General features: G+C 39.7%; 20 protein-coding genes. 1 reads left to right on the top strand and 19 read right to left on the bottom strand.

All coding sequences use genetic code 11. From position 1 onward, the window contains the following. Positions 1-29: 29 nt before the first annotated feature. The 6 genes from A4245_RS12055 to A4245_RS12030 all read right to left on the bottom strand — a co-directional run bounded on the left by A4245_RS12055 (position 30) and on the right by A4245_RS12030 (position 4559). Positions 30-560, bottom strand: coding sequence for a spore maturation protein (locus tag A4245_RS12055; RefSeq protein ID WP_067728221.1), 531 nt, complete (start codon positions 558-560; stop codon positions 30-32). A 2-nt stretch (positions 561-562) separates the two neighbouring features. Next, the gene (locus A4245_RS12050; RefSeq protein WP_067728219.1) at positions 563-1147 is read right to left on the bottom strand and encodes a nucleoside recognition domain-containing protein; all 585 of its coding nucleotides are present in this window, start codon (positions 1145-1147) and stop codon (positions 563-565) included. Between the two features lies 1 nt (position 1148). Continuing rightward, entirely contained in the window at positions 1149-2249 is a 1101-nt protein-coding gene (locus tag A4245_RS12045; protein ID WP_067728216.1) for a D-alanyl-D-alanine carboxypeptidase family protein, read from the bottom strand. Positions 2250-2502: 253 nt separating this feature from the next. Then, positions 2503-2706 (bottom strand): hypothetical protein, encoded by a 204-nt coding sequence (locus tag A4245_RS12040; protein ID WP_157087717.1) that lies wholly within the window; start codon positions 2704-2706, stop codon positions 2503-2505. 510 nt (positions 2707-3216) lie between these two features. After that, entirely contained in the window at positions 3217-3816 is a 600-nt protein-coding gene (gene scpB, locus A4245_RS12035; protein ID WP_067728212.1) for an SMC-Scp complex subunit ScpB, read from the bottom strand. Positions 3817-3818: 2 nt separating this feature from the next. After that, positions 3819-4559, bottom strand: a complete 741-nt coding sequence (locus A4245_RS12030) for a segregation/condensation protein A (RefSeq protein ID WP_067728210.1) — start codon at positions 4557-4559, stop codon at positions 3819-3821. 144 nt (positions 4560-4703) lie between these two features. On the opposite strand from A4245_RS12030, the gene A4245_RS12025 reads away from it, so the two are divergent. Beyond that, positions 4704-4787 carry a YjcZ family sporulation protein gene (locus tag A4245_RS12025; RefSeq protein WP_067728208.1) on the top strand — a complete coding sequence of 28 codons (84 nt, stop codon included), beginning with the start codon at positions 4704-4706 and terminating at the stop codon, positions 4785-4787. 103 nt (positions 4788-4890) lie between these two features. Here A4245_RS12025 and A4245_RS12020 read toward each other — a convergent pair whose 3' ends face one another. From A4245_RS12020 to A4245_RS11960, 13 genes are all read right to left on the bottom strand, one after another. After that, positions 4891-5277 (bottom strand): GNAT family N-acetyltransferase, encoded by a 387-nt coding sequence (locus A4245_RS12020; protein ID WP_067728206.1) that lies wholly within the window; start codon positions 5275-5277, stop codon positions 4891-4893. Between the two features lie 195 nt (positions 5278-5472). Further along, complete coding sequence (locus A4245_RS12015) at positions 5473-5913, bottom strand: site-2 protease family protein (protein ID WP_157087716.1); 441 nt, start codon at positions 5911-5913, stop codon at positions 5473-5475. Positions 5914-5954: 41 nt separating this feature from the next. Further along, entirely contained in the window at positions 5955-6392 is a 438-nt protein-coding gene (locus A4245_RS12010) for a peptidylprolyl isomerase (protein WP_067728202.1), read from the bottom strand. 74 nt (positions 6393-6466) lie between these two features. After that, a complete protein-coding gene (gene lysA / locus A4245_RS12005; protein ID WP_067728200.1) occupies positions 6467-7777 on the bottom strand; it encodes a diaminopimelate decarboxylase in 1311 nt (436 codons plus the stop codon). 91 nt (positions 7778-7868) lie between these two features. Beyond that, positions 7869-9344, bottom strand: coding sequence for a spore germination protein (locus A4245_RS12000; protein ID WP_067728198.1), 1476 nt, complete (start codon positions 9342-9344; stop codon positions 7869-7871). A gap of 188 nt (positions 9345-9532) precedes the next feature. Continuing rightward, on the bottom strand, positions 9533-9961 hold the full coding sequence (locus A4245_RS11995) for a stage V sporulation protein AB (protein ID WP_067728196.1): 429 nt from the start codon (positions 9959-9961) through the stop codon (positions 9533-9535). Continuing rightward, complete coding sequence (locus tag A4245_RS11990) at positions 9939-10556, bottom strand: stage V sporulation protein AA (RefSeq protein ID WP_067728194.1); 618 nt, start codon at positions 10554-10556, stop codon at positions 9939-9941. The genes A4245_RS11995 and A4245_RS11990 overlap by 23 nt, the downstream gene beginning before the upstream one ends. A gap of 328 nt (positions 10557-10884) precedes the next feature. Then, a complete protein-coding gene (gene sigF / locus A4245_RS11985) occupies positions 10885-11637 on the bottom strand; it encodes an RNA polymerase sporulation sigma factor SigF (protein ID WP_067728193.1) in 753 nt (250 codons plus the stop codon). Positions 11638-11647: 10 nt separating this feature from the next. Continuing rightward, positions 11648-12088 carry an anti-sigma F factor gene (spoIIAB, locus tag A4245_RS11980; RefSeq protein WP_067728191.1) on the bottom strand — a complete coding sequence of 147 codons (441 nt, stop codon included), beginning with the start codon at positions 12086-12088 and terminating at the stop codon, positions 11648-11650. Further along, entirely contained in the window at positions 12085-12438 is a 354-nt protein-coding gene (spoIIAA, locus tag A4245_RS11975) for an anti-sigma F factor antagonist (protein WP_067728189.1), read from the bottom strand. The genes spoIIAB and spoIIAA overlap by 4 nt, the downstream gene beginning before the upstream one ends. A 106-nt stretch (positions 12439-12544) precedes the next feature. Beyond that, positions 12545-13714, bottom strand: a complete 1170-nt coding sequence (locus tag A4245_RS11970) for a D-alanyl-D-alanine carboxypeptidase family protein (protein ID WP_067728187.1) — start codon at positions 13712-13714, stop codon at positions 12545-12547. Positions 13715-13827: 113 nt separating this feature from the next. Next, positions 13828-15132 (bottom strand): pyrimidine-nucleoside phosphorylase, encoded by a 1305-nt coding sequence (locus tag A4245_RS11965; protein ID WP_067728185.1) that lies wholly within the window; start codon positions 15130-15132, stop codon positions 13828-13830. 22 nt (positions 15133-15154) lie between these two features. Then, on the bottom strand, positions 15155-15973 hold the full coding sequence (locus A4245_RS11960) for a purine-nucleoside phosphorylase (RefSeq protein ID WP_067728183.1): 819 nt from the start codon (positions 15971-15973) through the stop codon (positions 15155-15157). Positions 15974-15978: the final 5 nt, after the last annotated feature.

Here is a 15978-nt window from a genome sequence, read left to right as displayed (position 1 = left end):
GTTAACATTACATTAACGCCAATAAATCGTTATCCAAACACCATTTTAACAAGAATGACAGATGAAAGTATAGCAATTAGGTCTGCGAGCAGTCCCACTTTCAGCGCATATCTCATTTTCTTAATTCCTACCGCACCAAAATAAACGGTTAAAACATACAATGTTGTATCAGTACTCCCTTGCATGGTTGATGCGAGCCTGCCAATAAAGGAATCTGGTCCGTTCGTTGCAATTATTTCAGTAGTCATTCCAAGTGCAGCTGTACCAGATATTGGGCGTATTAAGGCTAATGGAATAATATCTGGGGGGATGCCAATAAAAAGCAGGGCAGGAGATATTAAATTGACGAAAGCTTCCAATGCTCCCGAACTGCGCAGGATGGAAATGGCCACAATCATTCCTACTAAAAAAGGAAGCAAAGAAAATGCCATCTTGACACCTTCCTTTCCTCCCTCTACAAATAATTCATATGCAGGAACTCTTTTCAGTACAGCGGCAGTCAATACGATTAACAAAAAACATGGTATGATCCATGTGCTTAAAGATGTAATCATCCCCATAACTATTTCCTCCAAGTACTTTTATAATAGTAAAAGCGATCAATCAAAATAGCACTCGCTGTAGAGATGCAAGTTGTTATAATGGTTGTCCCTACAATCTCTGTCGGTGAAACAGAATTATATTGCATTCTAATAGCAATCACGGTAGTTGGTACCAAGGTAAGACCGGATGTATTTAAAGCAAGAAAAGTTATCATCGATCTGGAAGCAGTGTCCGTTCCGCTTAATTGCTTCATTTGCTCCATTGCCTTAATGCCTATTGGTGTTGCAGCATTACCTAACCCGAAAAGATTTGCAGTTATATTGGAAAGGATATAGCCAATCGCTGGATGATCTTTTGGTATATCAGGGAACAGACGCAAAATAACAGGTCTGAATAATTTTGTAACAACCTTCAAAATTCCGGCACCTTCAGCAACCTTCATAATCCCAAGCCAGAATACCAAGATGCTGATTAAACCGATGGAAAGCGTAACAGCTTCCCCTGCACTCTCAAATATTGCCTGATTAACCTCTTCCATCTTCCCATTGAACATGGCGTAAACAATACCAATGACAGCCATACATGCCCAAATAATATTGATCATATTATCTCAATCCCAATGTCTCAGAAAAAATAGATTTAATATGTTGTATAAATGTATTCTCTGTCATAGGCGGGTCATTACTGTATATCGCAGTCTCTAAGATCCGGTTATTGTCCAGATAGAAAACGGTTTTTCCGATAATTTGTTCTTTACCAGCATCTGGCTTGTTCAATACGAAGCTTTTAGATGTTACCAAGCCACGTTCTGTGTCAGACAGGGGAAACGATAGGTCCTCCCTCAGGTATCCGTTCACTGTACGATCATCTTCATTTAACTTGTATTTTACAGGACCTTCATCAGTTATCGACTCCATTTTGTAATTTTCGTATGCCCATTCAAACATCGAGATATGGTCCCGCCAGTCATCCGGTGCGTCCAATGTGACGGCAATCAGTTCCATGCCATCCTTCTCCGCCGTACTAACCAAGGTTCTGCCTGTTTGTTTTGTGTACCCGGTTTTGCCTCCTGTGCAGTACTCATAAAATTGGGTGAGCAATTTATTTTTGTTTTGCCAACTGTAGGATCTGTTATCGGATTTATAGGTTTCTGTACCGCTTATTTTCTTAAAAAGCTCATTTTCCATCGCATATCTCATAAGCATTGCCATGTCATATGCACTGGAATAGTGGGTTTCCGAGTCAAGACCGTGGGGATTATCAAAATGTGAATTTGTCATTCCAAGCCACTTTGCTTTTTCATTCATTAAAAAGACAAATCCTTCTTCACTTCCCCCAACATGTTCAGCTATCGCAACAGCTGCGTCATTCCCTGATCTGAGCATAAGACCATAGATTAAATCCTCCAATAATATTTTTTCGCCTTGTTCCAGATAAATGGACGATCCTTCCGTATTAATCGCTTTTCTGGAGGCACTTACCTTCTCGTCCAATTTTCCCGATTCAATCGCAATGATTGCCGTCATGATTTTCGTTATACTAGCTATATTCGCTTTTTCCTGTGCATTTTTTTCGAATAATACTCTGCCTGTAGATTGCTCGATTAGAATTGCGTGGCTTGCAGAGACTTCAGGAGCCGCTTGTCCGATTGCAGGAAAACCAAGATTTAATAAGATTATTACCATTAATATAACTAAAAATCGCATAACTGCAGCCTCCCGGAAAAGATGTCTATATATCTTATGTTCGGGACGTGCTGTTATGAATACAATTTCACGAATGGTGGATAGCAGATAACCTTGCATTTGATCATCCATGGAGAAAATGCATTCGTTCCACTTTGCAAATTAGCATTTTTCCGCTTACTTAAGTTAGCAGAGTGAAATTGGTGATTAGCCCTAGTTTAATCGGGTTGGGTGGAAATAAGGTGCTTAAGTTGTCAGTGGATTATCTGTTGGGTCAAAGCTGTCTGATTACATTTAAATTCCAAGGCTCTACTCGTTCATTTTGTTGCTTCATCGCATTTGATATAAAATGTGACGTAACTTCTAATTGTGTTAGAACTTTGGCACGTATAATGGAAGCGAGATACTTCGGCGACCGCTCGGGGAAATACACTGCGCGCATCCTAAGGCGGCTGGTGAGCTCCTTCATGCTACGCATTTCAGTGTCTCACCTATGCCTTTCCTCCCGTTGGAGTCTCCGTGTATTTCCCCGAGCTGTTATATTGTCCAGATAATGTATCCGCTCTTTTATGGCAGTTGATTGGAGCGGAGGACAGTTGACTCCTGCGGGAACAGCACGTGTCCGAAGACCCCGCAGAGTGGTTTTCTCGAGGAGGCTGAGGCCGTGCCCGCGGAAAGCAACTGTCCGCAGCGGAAATCAACCAGCAGTTACTTCGCATTTTACATAAAATAAGGAGGCTTTTAGGCAACAAACATTGAGAAAATGAGTTTTAGAAAACAGCTTTATTTCTACCAAGGTTAGCAAGGTGATTATTGGTGGCATTCTTAGGTTTAAACCAGTTAAATGTTCGAACTTAGTTTATTGAGGAGAACGTTAAGCAAAGAACAAAAGCAGAGGTGGCTGTTTATGTGTAAGAATTAATTGCTGTCAAAATTTGTACTTTATAAATTCTAAAAAATCCTTACATATAAAATGTAAGGAGCGGTATTACTCATCATGGCTATTGTCATCCATTTCATTGCTGAATCTCTCGAAAAATAAGTCTGCTTCTTTTGTATCTTCCTCTACAACAGCGGCTTCAGGCAATGGCGGCAATTCTCCCAGTGATGTCAGACCAAAATATGTCAGGAAGTCTTTACTGGTTCCAAAAAGAACGGGTCTTCCAACGGTATCTTTTCTTCCTGTTTCCTCGATTAGGGATCTGGAAAGAAGTGTCTGGACTGGTCGGTCACTTTTCACTCCTCGAATCTCTTCTATTTCGGTTCTAGTAATCGGTTGCCGATAGGCGATAATTGCCAATGTTTCCAGTGCAGCCTGTGACATTCTGGTGGCTTGCGGTAGCTCGATCAATTTTTTGAAATAACTGCTATGCTCTGGTTTCGTGGTTAAATGAAGCACTTCATGGGACTGCATAATCATCAATCCACGGTCTCTCCGTTCATAATCGTATTTCATTTCTTCAATAATATGTTGTGCGGCGGACTCCGGTACGTCCAGTATTTTACAAATTTGCTTGATTGTTATTCCTTCATCCCCACTGGCAAAAAGCAGCCCCTCGGCTATAGCTTTTAGTTCATCCATTTCCACATCTATTCCTCCATAAAATATAAATACAGTGTATCGAAATGCTTTGTTTGTTTACAGTATATTTCCTTAGTTTTCATAAGTTCTAAAAGCGCCATAAACGTCACGACAACATGGGTCCGCGAGGGATATGGGAACAATTGGTCAAATTCTATTCCGCCTTTTGAATCCTTTACTTTCAGCAGGATATCCTGCATTCTCTTTTCAATCGGTATATCCATACGTTGTACGGTCGTATCATGTGGTTCATTCCATTTTTTTCGCTCAAACATTTTCCCGAGCGCTCCGAGCATATCATAAATGGAAATATCTCCTTGGACTACCGGTACTTTATCAAGGGTTAATTTTTCAAAGGAAACTGGTGCCCTTGTGAATAGCTGATTTGCCTCCATTTCCTTCTCTTTAAGTTTTTCTGCAGCTTCTTTGAATTTACGGTATTCGATCAGACGCTGCATTAATTCTTCCCTCGGATCTTCCATATATTCCTCTGCATCCTCTATGTCAATTTCCTGCTTAGGAAGCAGCATTTGACTTTTGATAGCTACAAGTGTGGAAGCCATAACAAGGTATTCACTTGCAATATTCAATTCCAGCCGTTGTATTGTATGTATGTATTCCAAGTACTGCTTCGTAATTTGGGCTACTGGTATATCATATATATCAATTTCATATTGATTGATCAAATGGAGCAATAAATCAAGCGGTCCTTCGAATGCATCCAATTTCACTTCGTATGCTTGATTCATAGACGGTCTTCCTTTCTTGGTTGCAAGTGATTAAAGATTAGCATAAGTGCCCATACAAGGTTCTTCATTCTGACATAAGCTATAACGTAAGATAAATGTTACCACAAAACATTTATGTAATGAAGAAAAAGGAGGAAGTTTATAATGAGTCATAGTTATGGCGGAGGCTTTGCGTTAATCGTAGTTTTGTTTATTCTTTTAATCATCGTTGGTGCTGCTTGGTACTAGAGTGAAACATCGAAAAATTATATAGTATAACATGTGCGCCAACGCTTTAGCAGGTTTGCCGACTAACAGGAAAACCAGCCCTTACAGGATAAGGGCTGGTTTTTTATTGGTTATCAGCAGGTGTGGGTGGTTCTTCTTCCACATCTGTGCACTTATTATAAAAATCCTCAATTTCATCCGTAGTACTAACAGCATACTTATTTTGATAAAGTCGTTTGATTTCCTGAACCATTTTTTTACCTATCCCTGTGTTCCGATGGGAAGGGTTTACGGATATATGCTGGATAACAGCATTAAATTCATCCTCTATACGCACACCAATTGCACCAAGTACATCTTCCTCTTTCCATAAATGCAGATGCCAGTTTTCATTGGTCTCATATTCTTTAATGGTTTGCTGCAATTTTTTAACGTCTTTTTTTTCTTCTGGCATAAAAGACAATAATCCCATTGCAATTTTTTCCAAATTTTTCTTATATCGAATTAACATAGTTACCCCTCATTAATAAATCATTTGATTGGTTAAATAATCTGTATAACTAAAAAATTGCCATTTACCTGCTCGACTAAGTATATAACTATTTATTGCATTATTGCAGCTTTTTGTCAAATATACATGATGATTTTTTGTGGTTTTATAAGCATTGACAATTTTCGAAGTAATCATACTTCTGAGTCATACCGATTATTTTCTGATCAATTCGAGAATGGTGAATCCATCTGTTCGTTTCCCATTGATTGTAAAGGGGATAATGTTTACAATTGCCATCCACATATTAAACCAGAACAGCAATTGTAAGAATTCGCTGGGGAAAACTTCAAATAACAAGTAACTAATCAGCGCGGTTATCGCATTAAACGTTGGCCCCAGTATAGTGATCCATACAGATTCCGTTTTATTATATGGTTTTGCTCTTTCGCTCCTGGTAATGCCACCTATAAAGAAAGCGGGATAAATATTAAATTCTACGCGTTTTCTCTTTAGAACCATTTTTCTTTTACCGGTGCCGATGGACAATTGGATATAATCCGCATTTACAGCTAATGACCCTGATACATGTCCAAGTTCATGTATCAGGGTAGTCAGCGGTGCAATGATAAAAATAAGGTATAAAACTGAATGCATATCCATCTATGCTGTCTTAGATTCAGCCATCATGATTTGGATTATTCCGAAACTACCTTAACTTCTTTCATAACATCTCCATTGTCCATGGATTTGGCATGCTCTATTCCTGAAGTGACTTGTCCGAACACTGTATGAACACCATTTAAATGCGGCTGTGGCTCGTGCACGATAAAGAATTGGCTGCTCCCAGTGTCTTTGCCGGCATGTGCCATTGACAGTGAACCTTCCACATGTTTATGGGGATTTCCTTCTGTTTCACATTTGATGGTATAGCCTGCTGAACCCGTTCCATTACCTACAGGGCATCCTCCCTGGCTGACAAATCCAGGAATTACACGGTGAAATGTCAAACCGTCATAGAAATTTTCATTTGCGAGTTTTTCAAAATTGGCAACTGTATTTGGTGCTTCATTCGGGTATAGTTCAAATTCAATTTTATTTCCATTTTCCATTAAAAAATATCCTTTTTTAGCCATATGTACATCCCCTTTAAATTATTCAAGCACAATTATTTTATCATTAAATGACTTTATTTGAAAGAAATGCGTTTTTACAATTCGTAGGACAAATCATTTTTCACTACTTCCTCGAATGTTTCCCTTTTGACTACTAGCTTGTCGTTTCCGTCTTCCGCAAAAACAACAGCAGCATTTGGCAAACGGTTATAATGGCTCGCCATGGAATAGTTGTAAGCCCCAGTTGAAAAAACAGCTAGTATGTCGCCATGAGTGACTTCAGGAACTGGTAAATCCCATATGAGCATATCACCTGATTCACAGGCTTTCCCTGCAATCGAAACCTTCTTGACAACTTTTGCTTGCGGGTTATTTGCGATAACAGCCTCATATTTTGCCTGGTAAAGTGCAGGTCGGATATTATCGGTCATTCCACCGTCAACAGACACATAATCCCGTACACCTGGAATCTGCTTTATGGAGCCAATCGTATAAAGCGTGATTCCCGCATTGCCGACAATTGACCTCCCTGGCTCGATCCAAATTTCGGGCATTGGAATCTGTAATGTTTTTGAATGCTCCTGTACTGCGTCTACTGTTGCCTTTACATAGTCACTGTATGGTAATGGTTCGTCTTCTTTTGTATAGCGAATTCCGAATCCTCCACCCAAATTAAGTACTTCCGGAATATAATCAAATTCCGCTTTCCAATTGGACAGCTCATTGAAAAGAATGTCCACTGCTACCCGGAACCCTTCTGTTTCAAATATTTGTGAACCGATGTGACAGTGCAGGCCTATAAGGTTAATGGATTCGTGCTCATAAAGCTTTTCAAATGCTTCTTTAGCTTGTCCATTCTGCAGATTGAAGCCAAATTTCGAATCTTCATTGCCTGTGATTATATATTGGTGTGTCTTCAATTCGACACCAGGGGTTACACGCAAAAGGACGTCAATACGCTTATTTTGCTTGGCCAGTTCCTCTTCAATCAATTCAATATCATAAAGGTTATCTATTACAATACAGCCAATGTCATTTTCAATTGCCATCGCTATTTCCTGTCTGCTCTTATTATTTCCATGCATATGTATTCTTTCTGTCGGAAATTTTGCTTCCAAGGCTGTATATAACTCACCTTCGGATATAACATCGAGGCATAGGTTTTCCTGTTTCGCCACTTGGAGCATGGCGATAGAAGAAAATGCTTTACTTGCATAAGCCACTTTCGCTTTGACATTCATCTCTTTAAAAGTGTCTACAAACGTTCTCGCATTTCTGCGGATCATGCCAACGTCATAGACATATAATGGTGTTCCATATTTTTCGGCAAGTTCTACTGTGTCTACTCCACCTATTTCTAGATGGCCATTAGTATTAACCTCAAAAGGGTGATTATCTAGAATCATAATATATTGTTCCTCCACTATGTTGTTTGAAATAATAAAAACACTTTACCACATTGAAGTTAAAAACAAAAGAGCTAACCGCGTTGTCAGCTCATTTCGTCGGTTGTCTGTAATTATTTTTTGGATGTACAATACTTGGCCTGGTGTTTGTATAAGGGACGGGAATCCTCAATAATATATGGAGCATTGCTTTCGCGTTGAAAGGGAGAAATGGCCATAGGTAAGGTGTTTTCAACGATTTTATGCTGACAAGGAATAAAATGTTTGCAACAAACCCTACTAAAAATCCTGTTAACCCAAACAGGCCAACCAAAAGGATGAAGATGAGATTAATCAATTTATTTGCAACACTTAATTCGTAGCTTGGAGTAACATAGGAACCGATTGCACTGACTGAAACGTAGAGGATAACCTCTGGTGAGAACAATCCAACATCTATTGCTATTTGACCGATCAATACGGCTGCAATGAGTCCCATGGCCGTTGACAATGGAGTTGGAGTATGGATGGCAGCCATTCGAAGGAACTCAATACCGATCCCAGCTAGAATAATTTGAATGACAACCGGGACATTGCCAACCTCATTTGGTCCAATAAAACTCAATTCTTTTGGAAGTAATGTTGGATCCATGGCAAATAAAAGCCATAATGGCAATAAAAACATGGACGAAAAAACGGCAAGATATCTGATGAACCTAACGAATGTTCCTATTGAAGGTGCCTGCCGATACTCTTCCGCATGCTGAAGATGATGAAAAAAAGTCGTCGGAAGAATAATGGCACTTGGTGATGAATCAACAAATATCAATACATGCCCCTCCAACAAGTGACTTGCAGCTACATCAGGCCTTTCGGTGTATCGAACAAGGGGAAATACGTTCCATTTCCGATTGATGATAAATTCTTCAATCGTTTTCTCTGCCATCGTAATCCCGTCTATTTCGATGGCCTCAAGCTGCTCCTTGATCAGATCAATAAGCCCTTCACTGGCAATGTCCTGCAGATAGCTGATACAAACATCTGTTTTCGATCTTTCACCCACTTTCAACATTTTATTTCGTAGTCTTTCGTCCCTTAGCCTTCTTCTTGTCAAAGCAGTGTTTTGAATGATGTTTTCTGTATAACCGTCCCTTGAACCACGAATGACCTTCTCTGTATCAGGTTCTTCCGGACTTCTTCCAGGATAGCTTCTGACGTCAACTATTTGTGCAAATCTCTCTCCATCAATAAAAACACCAATTAAGCCAGACAATATCTCGTCTGCTGCCTCGTCCATCGTCTTGACTGGCTTGACCTGCTGATGGACAATCCGGTTTTCGATAATTTCCGGCAGTTTTTTATGGTTTGTCTCCACATCATTGATCTCGATAAGCTTTTTCATCATTTCCTGGACAGTTGAAGTATCACATAGTCCTGTGACGTAATAGAGGTGTACCTTTCTTTTCAAAATGATAATTTCGCGAAACCCTACATCAAATGAGTCCCCCATTCCAATTCTTTCTTCCATATATGCCTGGTTATCACGTATGTTGGCAGAAATCATATGATTGTTTTTTGTAGTGGTCATGCTCATATCCCCTTTTTGAAAAAAATAGAAAGTATTTATTTTGGCAGCAATATACTTTTACACATAAACAGCCACGGCAAGCTTCCGTTCCTAGAAACTCCCGTCATAAGCAATGGACATTCCAAGCGCGAAAACCGAGTCCCTTGCTAGCATTGAGTTTCTAAACAGTCACCTCCGCTCTTGTTTATTTACCTGACAAAATAGGTCCATTGGAACAAAGAGCCTGTTATTTTCCCGAAGACGATTGCCATTAGCAGAATCAATAGGTATTTTTCCATCCGTATTCTTCTTGATAAGATTGGAAATACATTGAGTACCTCTGTTAGAGCGGCGGCTAGCATGCCATTGAAGATGCCATGCAGGATCCCCCAAACCAATAAAACTAAAACAGGCTGCTGAAACGAAACATTTGCAAAAGAAAAGTATGTTCCAATCATAAGACCTATAATCACACTAGCGCTGAATACATTTATAAGTGACTCTGTTTTACTTAGTTGAATCAATCGAGGAATGATACCCAAAACGGTAATAAATGCAACAAACCCAGCCCCAACGGCAAGACCCCCACCAAGTCCGATTATTATCTGGACGAGATTAATCAGAAGGGTTTGTATCATTCAGCTTGTTTTCATGATGATTCATGTAATGATTGAGATCCTGTTGGTAGTTGTAAATTTCAACTTCCAGTGGGCTGGGTTCTTCGTTAAACCGTCTGTTAAACCAATGATTAAAAAATAGAAGTGTACCTAGTCCTAATCCAAACGAATACGGTATCTGAATCCATAGTGGAAATTCACTCTCTTCACCGGTAAGTATAAAATGCAGCTTTTGCTGTACTTGCTGCATACTGACATCGTAATGAAAATTCATGATTGTCATTGCCGTTCCAATAAATAGAAGCAACCATACAAAAGATGCTATCCATATATTAACCGGTTTTTTAACCTCATTAATATGGATGATTGTCTGTTCAGGACCAAGCAATTGAATTTCCAATTCATTGTGTAAAGCGGTCAAGTGATCAATGATCAGGAAACTATCAATGATTACAATGTTTTTGTCTTTTTTTGTGACTCGATAAATCGGTGTTTCCAAAAGCTTTTCCTTATATATTGGAGTAGCGGAGATATAGGCAATGTCCTTTAGGTAAATCTGCTGCAGCTTCGTTATTTCCAGGTTTTTCTTCAGTCGAAGATAAATGACTTCTGCCATGGAATACTTCCTTTTCTTTTAGAATGTGTAAGATTAGTATCTGTCAGGAAGCAGTATTTAATCATTAAAAATTAGAAAACTTAACATTGCCTTCGTTGTATTGTGGAAATAAGGCAGTTTCTTACTTTCTGCTATAAAAAGTGTCTGAATATAACTAAAAGTACCATCACTAAAAACAAATGAATTCAAGATAAGCAAGCTTTAAAAAAGAAAAATCCGAACTAATTTCGAATTCTAACGAAAGAATTCTAAATCATAGTTCGGATTTTTCTATGACTAAACCACTTTTATCCCGGCTTCTTTCCGAAAAAAAGGATAAAGAATATAACTAACTTGTATCCATATTTTTCTTCATATCTTCTAAAATTTTCTTTTCGAGACGGGAAACCTGCACTTGGGATATTCCAAGTCTATCAGCAACCTCTGTCTGAGTCTGGTCTTTATAATATCTTAAGTATACAATCAATCTTTCTCTTTCACTTAAACTTCGAATTGCTTCCTGTAAAGAAAGCTTATCAAACCATTTGGAATCCTGGTCAGCTATTTGATCAAGCAATGTGATTGGATCTCCATCATTTTCAAATACCGTCTCGTGTATCGATTGCGGAGATTTTGCGGCCTCCTGGGAATGGACAACTTCTTCAGGTAAAATTTCCAACGCATCGGCAATTTCTGTGACTGTTGGAGATCTGCCGTACTGTTTTGTCAGTTCATCCCTTTTTCTGCGGATCTTATTTCCGGTTTCCTTCAGAGAACGACTCACTTTTACGCTGCCATCGTCCCTGATAAAACGTTGTATTTCCCCAATGATCATTGGAACTGCATATGTCGAAAAGCGTACATCATAGGAAAGGTCAAATTTATCGATTGATTTAATCAAGCCTATGCTTCCGATCTGAAAGAGGTCGTCCGGATCATAGCCGCGATTTATGAATCTTTGGACAACAGACCATACAAGGCGAATATTTTTTTCAACCAGTATATCTCTTGCCTCTTTATCACCCTGCTGGCTTCTGAGTATATAGTCTTTTACTTGTTCATCCGACAACTGTTCCTTTTGATTTTTAACATTTACATTCATGACAGCATCCTCAGTTATAAACTGTTTTCGTTTTTGAAAGCTGCTTTGTCATATTGACCGTAGTCCCTTTATCAGGGGATGATATGACTTCAACAGAATCCATGAAATTTTCAATGATGGTAAATCCCATTCCTGATCTTTCCATATCGGGCTTGGAAGTAAACAGTGGTTGACGAGCTTCTTTGATATCGCTGATACCGATACCATGATCTTTGATGGTTAACTCAATTTCACCATCAAGCAGCGTACAATTTATGAAAATTTTATGATTGGGTTCGTTGTTGTAGCCATGAATGATGGCATTAGTGACCGCCTCAGACACAACGGTTTTAATTTCCGTCACTTCATCCATCGTGGGATCAAGCTGTGTTATAAATGCAGCCACAGTGACCCTTGCAAAAGCTTCATTTTCACTGACACTGGAAAATTCCAAAGACATTTCATTTCTCATGAAGCCACCCCCAAAGTCGCTAAGGCAAATTCCTCGTTTTCTTCCAGCCTGACGATTTTAAACAGACCTGACATCTCAAACAATCGTTTAACTGCAGGAGAAATTGAACAGACTACCATCTCCCCGCCAAGCTGTATGACCTCTTTATATCTTCCCAAGACGACACCCAAACCAGAACTGTCCATAAATGACACTGCTTCAAGGTTTAAGATAATATGTTTTACGGGGTTGGAATAGAGCATATCTTTCCATTTTTCTCTTAATGCTTCCGCTTCATGATGATCCAATTCACCGGAAAGCCTTACAATCAGAACTTCCCCTTTTACATCGAACGTTGAATGAAGTCCCATGTTTCATCCTCCTTTATAAGAACTTTAGTATCTCTATTTCTTCATCTGGAGGTCATATTCCTGCCAACCGACAAAAGAAGTGCTGATTCGTTAAAGATAGAAGCAATCAGCGTATTTTCACCATTTCCTGCATGGCTCTTTTTAGCAGTGAAAAATAAGATGCTTTCTCGACATCCTCTTCTACGGTAAGCGGAACTTCTGACAGAATATTTTCCCCATCTTTTACATAGAGCTTCCCGACTTGTTCTCCCTTCGTGATAGGGAAATCCCAACTTTCATGAAGTTCTATTTCGGTAGTTATATTTTTTTCTGTCTCCCCTTTTCGGTGAAGTGTGCTTACAGATTGATTGGAAACTATGTCTATACTTTTATTCTTTGATTTCAAAAGTTGAATTTCGGTTATTTTGGCATCCTTGTCAAATAATTTATTTGTCTCGAAGTGATTGAATGCATAATCGAGCAGACCGGATACCATGGCATTTCTTTCTTTGGTTGTTTCTGCGCCCATGACTACAGCGATTACTCTCATATCATCTCTTTTTGCGGTAGCTGTCAGGCAATATTTTGCTTCATTAGTATAGCCGGTTTTTAAACCGTCCACATCCGGATAGAATCGTACGAGTTTATTTGTGTTTACTAACCAAAATTCATTGTCTTGACCTTTTCTTAAATAATCCTCGTACACGGAGGTGTATGCTGTAACATTTTCATACTTTAATAATTCATTTGCAATAATTGCCATGTCGTAGGCGGTGCTGTAATGTTCTTCGGCAGGAAGTCCTGTAGAGTTCTGGAATTTAGTGTTCTCCAGATTCAGTTCCTTTGCTCGTTCATTCATCTTGGCCACGAACGATTCTTCACTCCCAGCTATTCTTTCCGCAAGAGCAACACTTGCATCGTTGCCAGAAGCTATTGCTACCCCCTTAAGCAAGTCATTTACGGTCATTTCCTCCCCTGCCTCAAGGAATATTTGTGACCCCCCCATAGAAGCGGCACGGTCGCTGACTCGAACAACCTCATCTTTGGAAAGTTTTCCGTTTTCCAATGCTTCCATAATTAAAAGCAGCGTCATGATTTTGGTCATGCTGGCTGGCGGCAGCTGTTCCTGAGCATTTTTGTCGAAAAGTATTTCTCCAGTATCCTGTTCGAGTAAAATAGCTGATTTAGCATTTTCAGCGAGATTCAATGCATTATCTTTCTCTTCTGCAAAGGCAGAAAAAGGTGTGATAGTCGTGATGAAAATCATTATTGTTAAGAATAAACCATACTTTTTCATAGCTTTACCTCCAGCAATCAATATAATGTAAGGATTACCGGAATTTGGTATTTTCATACCCCGAAAAACAGAAAAAAGAAAAAAAGCACACGTATGTGTGCTTAAAAAATAGGCTATTCTGTTATTGTGCCGTAAATCAAGTCGGGAGCTTTTACATTGCCATTCGATATATCGATACTTTGATAGAGCTTTTCGATTACATCTTCAACAGACTGCCGGTTGGAATGAATGGTAAGAAGTGACTCTCCTTCAGATACCGTATCACCGACTTTTTTGCGGAGTACGATTCCTACACTGAGATCTATTTCAGATTCTTTTGTTGCTCTTCCAGCTCCAAGCATCATTGCTGCAGTGCCCAATTCATCTGCAATCATTTTTCCGACGACTCCTGAAGATTTTGCAGGTAATTCAATCTTGTGAGAAGCTTGTGGCAATAGGTCCGGGTTGTCAGCAACACTCGCATCTCCACCCTGTGACATAAGAAAACGTTTGAATTTATCAAAAGCCTTCCCATTGTGGAGATTGTCCTGTAATTTTCCTCTCGCTTCTTCAATAGTGTCAGCTTTTCCAGCAAGTACAACCATTTGACTTCCCAAGGTAAGACACAATTCAGTAAGATCTTCCGGTCCATTTCCTTGTAAAGTATCCATCGCTTCTTTCACTTCGAGAGCATTTCCAATTGCAAATCCCAAAGGCTGGCTCATATCTGAGATGACGGCCATTGTTTTTCTTCCGACACGGTTTCCTATTGAAACCATTGCATGTGCCAGTGCTTTGGATTCGTCCAGATTTTTCATGAATGCCCCGGCACCGGTTTTTACATCAAGAACGATCCCATCTGCACCGGAAGCGATTTTTTTGCTCATGATGGAACTGGCGATAAGCGGGATTGAGTTCACTGTTGCTGTAACATCTCTTAAACTGTACAGCTTTTTATCGGCAGGTGTTAAATTACCTGATTGTCCGATAACAGCAACTTTGTTTCTGTTGACGAGATCAATGAATTCATCGTTCGATAATTCTACGTGAAATCCTGGGACGGATTCAAGTTTATCAATTGTCCCTCCGGTATGCCCAAGTCCCCTTCCACTCATTTTTGCCAAAGGAACATCGACGGATGCCACAAGGGGGGCAAGAATTAGTGTGGTTGTATCACCAACACCGCCTGTGGAATGTTTGTCCACCTTGATGCCTGTAATCGCTGACAGGTCAATTTGATCACCGGATTCCACCATTGCCATTGTCAACGCTGCCCGTTCTTCTTCGTTCATATCCTGGAAATAGATTGCCATTAACAACGCACTGATTTGATAATCAGGGATTTCATCCTTCGTGTAACCATCAATGAAAAATGTGATCTCTTCTTTTGTTAATGCCTGTCCATTTCTCTTTTTTTCGATGATGTCATACATTCTCATTTGTATCACCTTTTTTTAGTTATTATGGTAGCGAACTAATTATATTTTTTACGAATTTAATAAAGTCTTCCCTCACCTTTTCAGTCGTTTCGATTACTTCATCATGTGTCAGAGGCTGGTCCAGTATTCCGGCAGCCATATTTGATATGCAGGAAATTCCAAGCACGCGAATTCCTGCATGTCTGCTCACAATTACTTCCGGTACGGTTGACATGCCCACTGCATCGCCTCCAAGCGTCTTAAGCATTCTGACCTCTGCAGGCGTCTCGTATGCAGGGCCGGTATTTCCCACATAGACACCTTTTTGTATGCTCATTCCGAGAGCATCTGCACACTTTACGGCGTGTTCGATATATTCTTTGTCATAGCCCTGGCTCATATCCGGAAAGCGGGCACCCAAAGCGTCATCATTTTTTCCGATTAATGGGTTGTTCCCCATATTGTTGATGTGATCAGTTATGAGCATCAAATCACCTGGTTGGAAGTCTTCATTGATTCCACCAGCAGCATTTGTCACAATGATGGATTTAATGCCAATGTCTTTCATGACACGAATTGGAAAGGTGACCTGCTGCATTGAATATCCTTCATAGTAGTGGAAGCGCCCCTGCATTGCGATTACTTGTTTTCCTTCAAGGGTTCCGATTACGAGCTGTCCCTTATGTCCGGACACCGTGGATTCGGGGAAATGTGGAATATTACTATATGGTATAACGGTTGCATTTTCTATTTCATCTCCGAGTACACCGAGACCTGAGCCTAGTATGAGTCCGATTGCTGGAGCGTCCTTTAATTGATCTTTTACATATGTGCTTGCTTCAGAAATAGCAGTAAGATTCATGATTA

Origin of the sequence: Oceanobacillus damuensis (assembly GCF_001618145.1) — a bacterium.
GTDB classification, from domain to species: Bacteria; Bacillota; Bacilli; order Bacillales; family Amphibacillaceae; genus Oceanobacillus; species Oceanobacillus damuensis.
The sequence above is the reverse complement of the archived record's forward strand: the minus strand, read 5'-3'. Positions and strand labels throughout refer to the sequence as shown.

Coding starts and splice junctions, on each gene's coding strand:
- A4245_RS12055 (WP_067728221.1), bottom strand. CDS start 560: ATGGGGATGATTACATCTTTAAGCACATGGATCATACCATGTTTTTTG.
- A4245_RS12050 (WP_067728219.1), bottom strand. CDS start 1,147: ATGATCAATATTATTTGGGCATGTATGGCTGTCATTGGTATTGTTTAC.
- A4245_RS12045 (WP_067728216.1), bottom strand. CDS start 2,249: ATGCGATTTTTAGTTATATTAATGGTAATAATCTTATTAAATCTTGGT.
- A4245_RS12040 (WP_157087717.1), bottom strand. CDS start 2,706: ATGCGTAGCATGAAGGAGCTCACCAGCCGCCTTAGGATGCGCGCAGTG.
- A4245_RS12030 (WP_067728210.1), bottom strand. CDS start 4,559: ATGAATCAAGCATACGAAGTGAAATTGGATGCATTCGAAGGACCGCTT.
- A4245_RS12025 (WP_067728208.1), top strand. CDS start 4,704: ATGAGTCATAGTTATGGCGGAGGCTTTGCGTTAATCGTAGTTTTGTTT.
- A4245_RS12020 (WP_067728206.1), bottom strand. CDS start 5,277: ATGTTAATTCGATATAAGAAAAATTTGGAAAAAATTGCAATGGGATTA.
- A4245_RS12015 (WP_157087716.1), bottom strand. CDS start 5,913: ATGCATTCAGTTTTATACCTTATTTTTATCATTGCACCGCTGACTACC.
- A4245_RS12010 (WP_067728202.1), bottom strand. CDS start 6,392: ATGGCTAAAAAAGGATATTTTTTAATGGAAAATGGAAATAAAATTGAA.
- lysA (WP_067728200.1), bottom strand. CDS start 7,777: ATGATTCTAGATAATCACCCTTTTGAGGTTAATACTAATGGCCATCTA.
- A4245_RS12000 (WP_067728198.1), bottom strand. CDS start 9,344: ATGACCACTACAAAAAACAATCATATGATTTCTGCCAACATACGTGAT.
- A4245_RS11995 (WP_067728196.1), bottom strand. CDS start 9,961: ATGATACAAACCCTTCTGATTAATCTCGTCCAGATAATAATCGGACTT.
- A4245_RS11990 (WP_067728194.1), bottom strand. CDS start 10,556: ATGGCAGAAGTCATTTATCTTCGACTGAAGAAAAACCTGGAAATAACG.
- sigF (WP_067728193.1), bottom strand. CDS start 11,637: ATGAATGTAAATGTTAAAAATCAAAAGGAACAGTTGTCGGATGAACAA.
- spoIIAB (WP_067728191.1), bottom strand. CDS start 12,088: ATGAGAAATGAAATGTCTTTGGAATTTTCCAGTGTCAGTGAAAATGAA.
- spoIIAA (WP_067728189.1), bottom strand. CDS start 12,438: ATGGGACTTCATTCAACGTTCGATGTAAAAGGGGAAGTTCTGATTGTA.
- A4245_RS11970 (WP_067728187.1), bottom strand. CDS start 13,714: ATGAAAAAGTATGGTTTATTCTTAACAATAATGATTTTCATCACGACT.
- A4245_RS11965 (WP_067728185.1), bottom strand. CDS start 15,132: ATGAGAATGTATGACATCATCGAAAAAAAGAGAAATGGACAGGCATTA.
- A4245_RS11960 (WP_067728183.1), bottom strand. CDS start 15,973: ATGAATCTTACTGCTATTTCTGAAGCAAGCACATATGTAAAAGATCAA.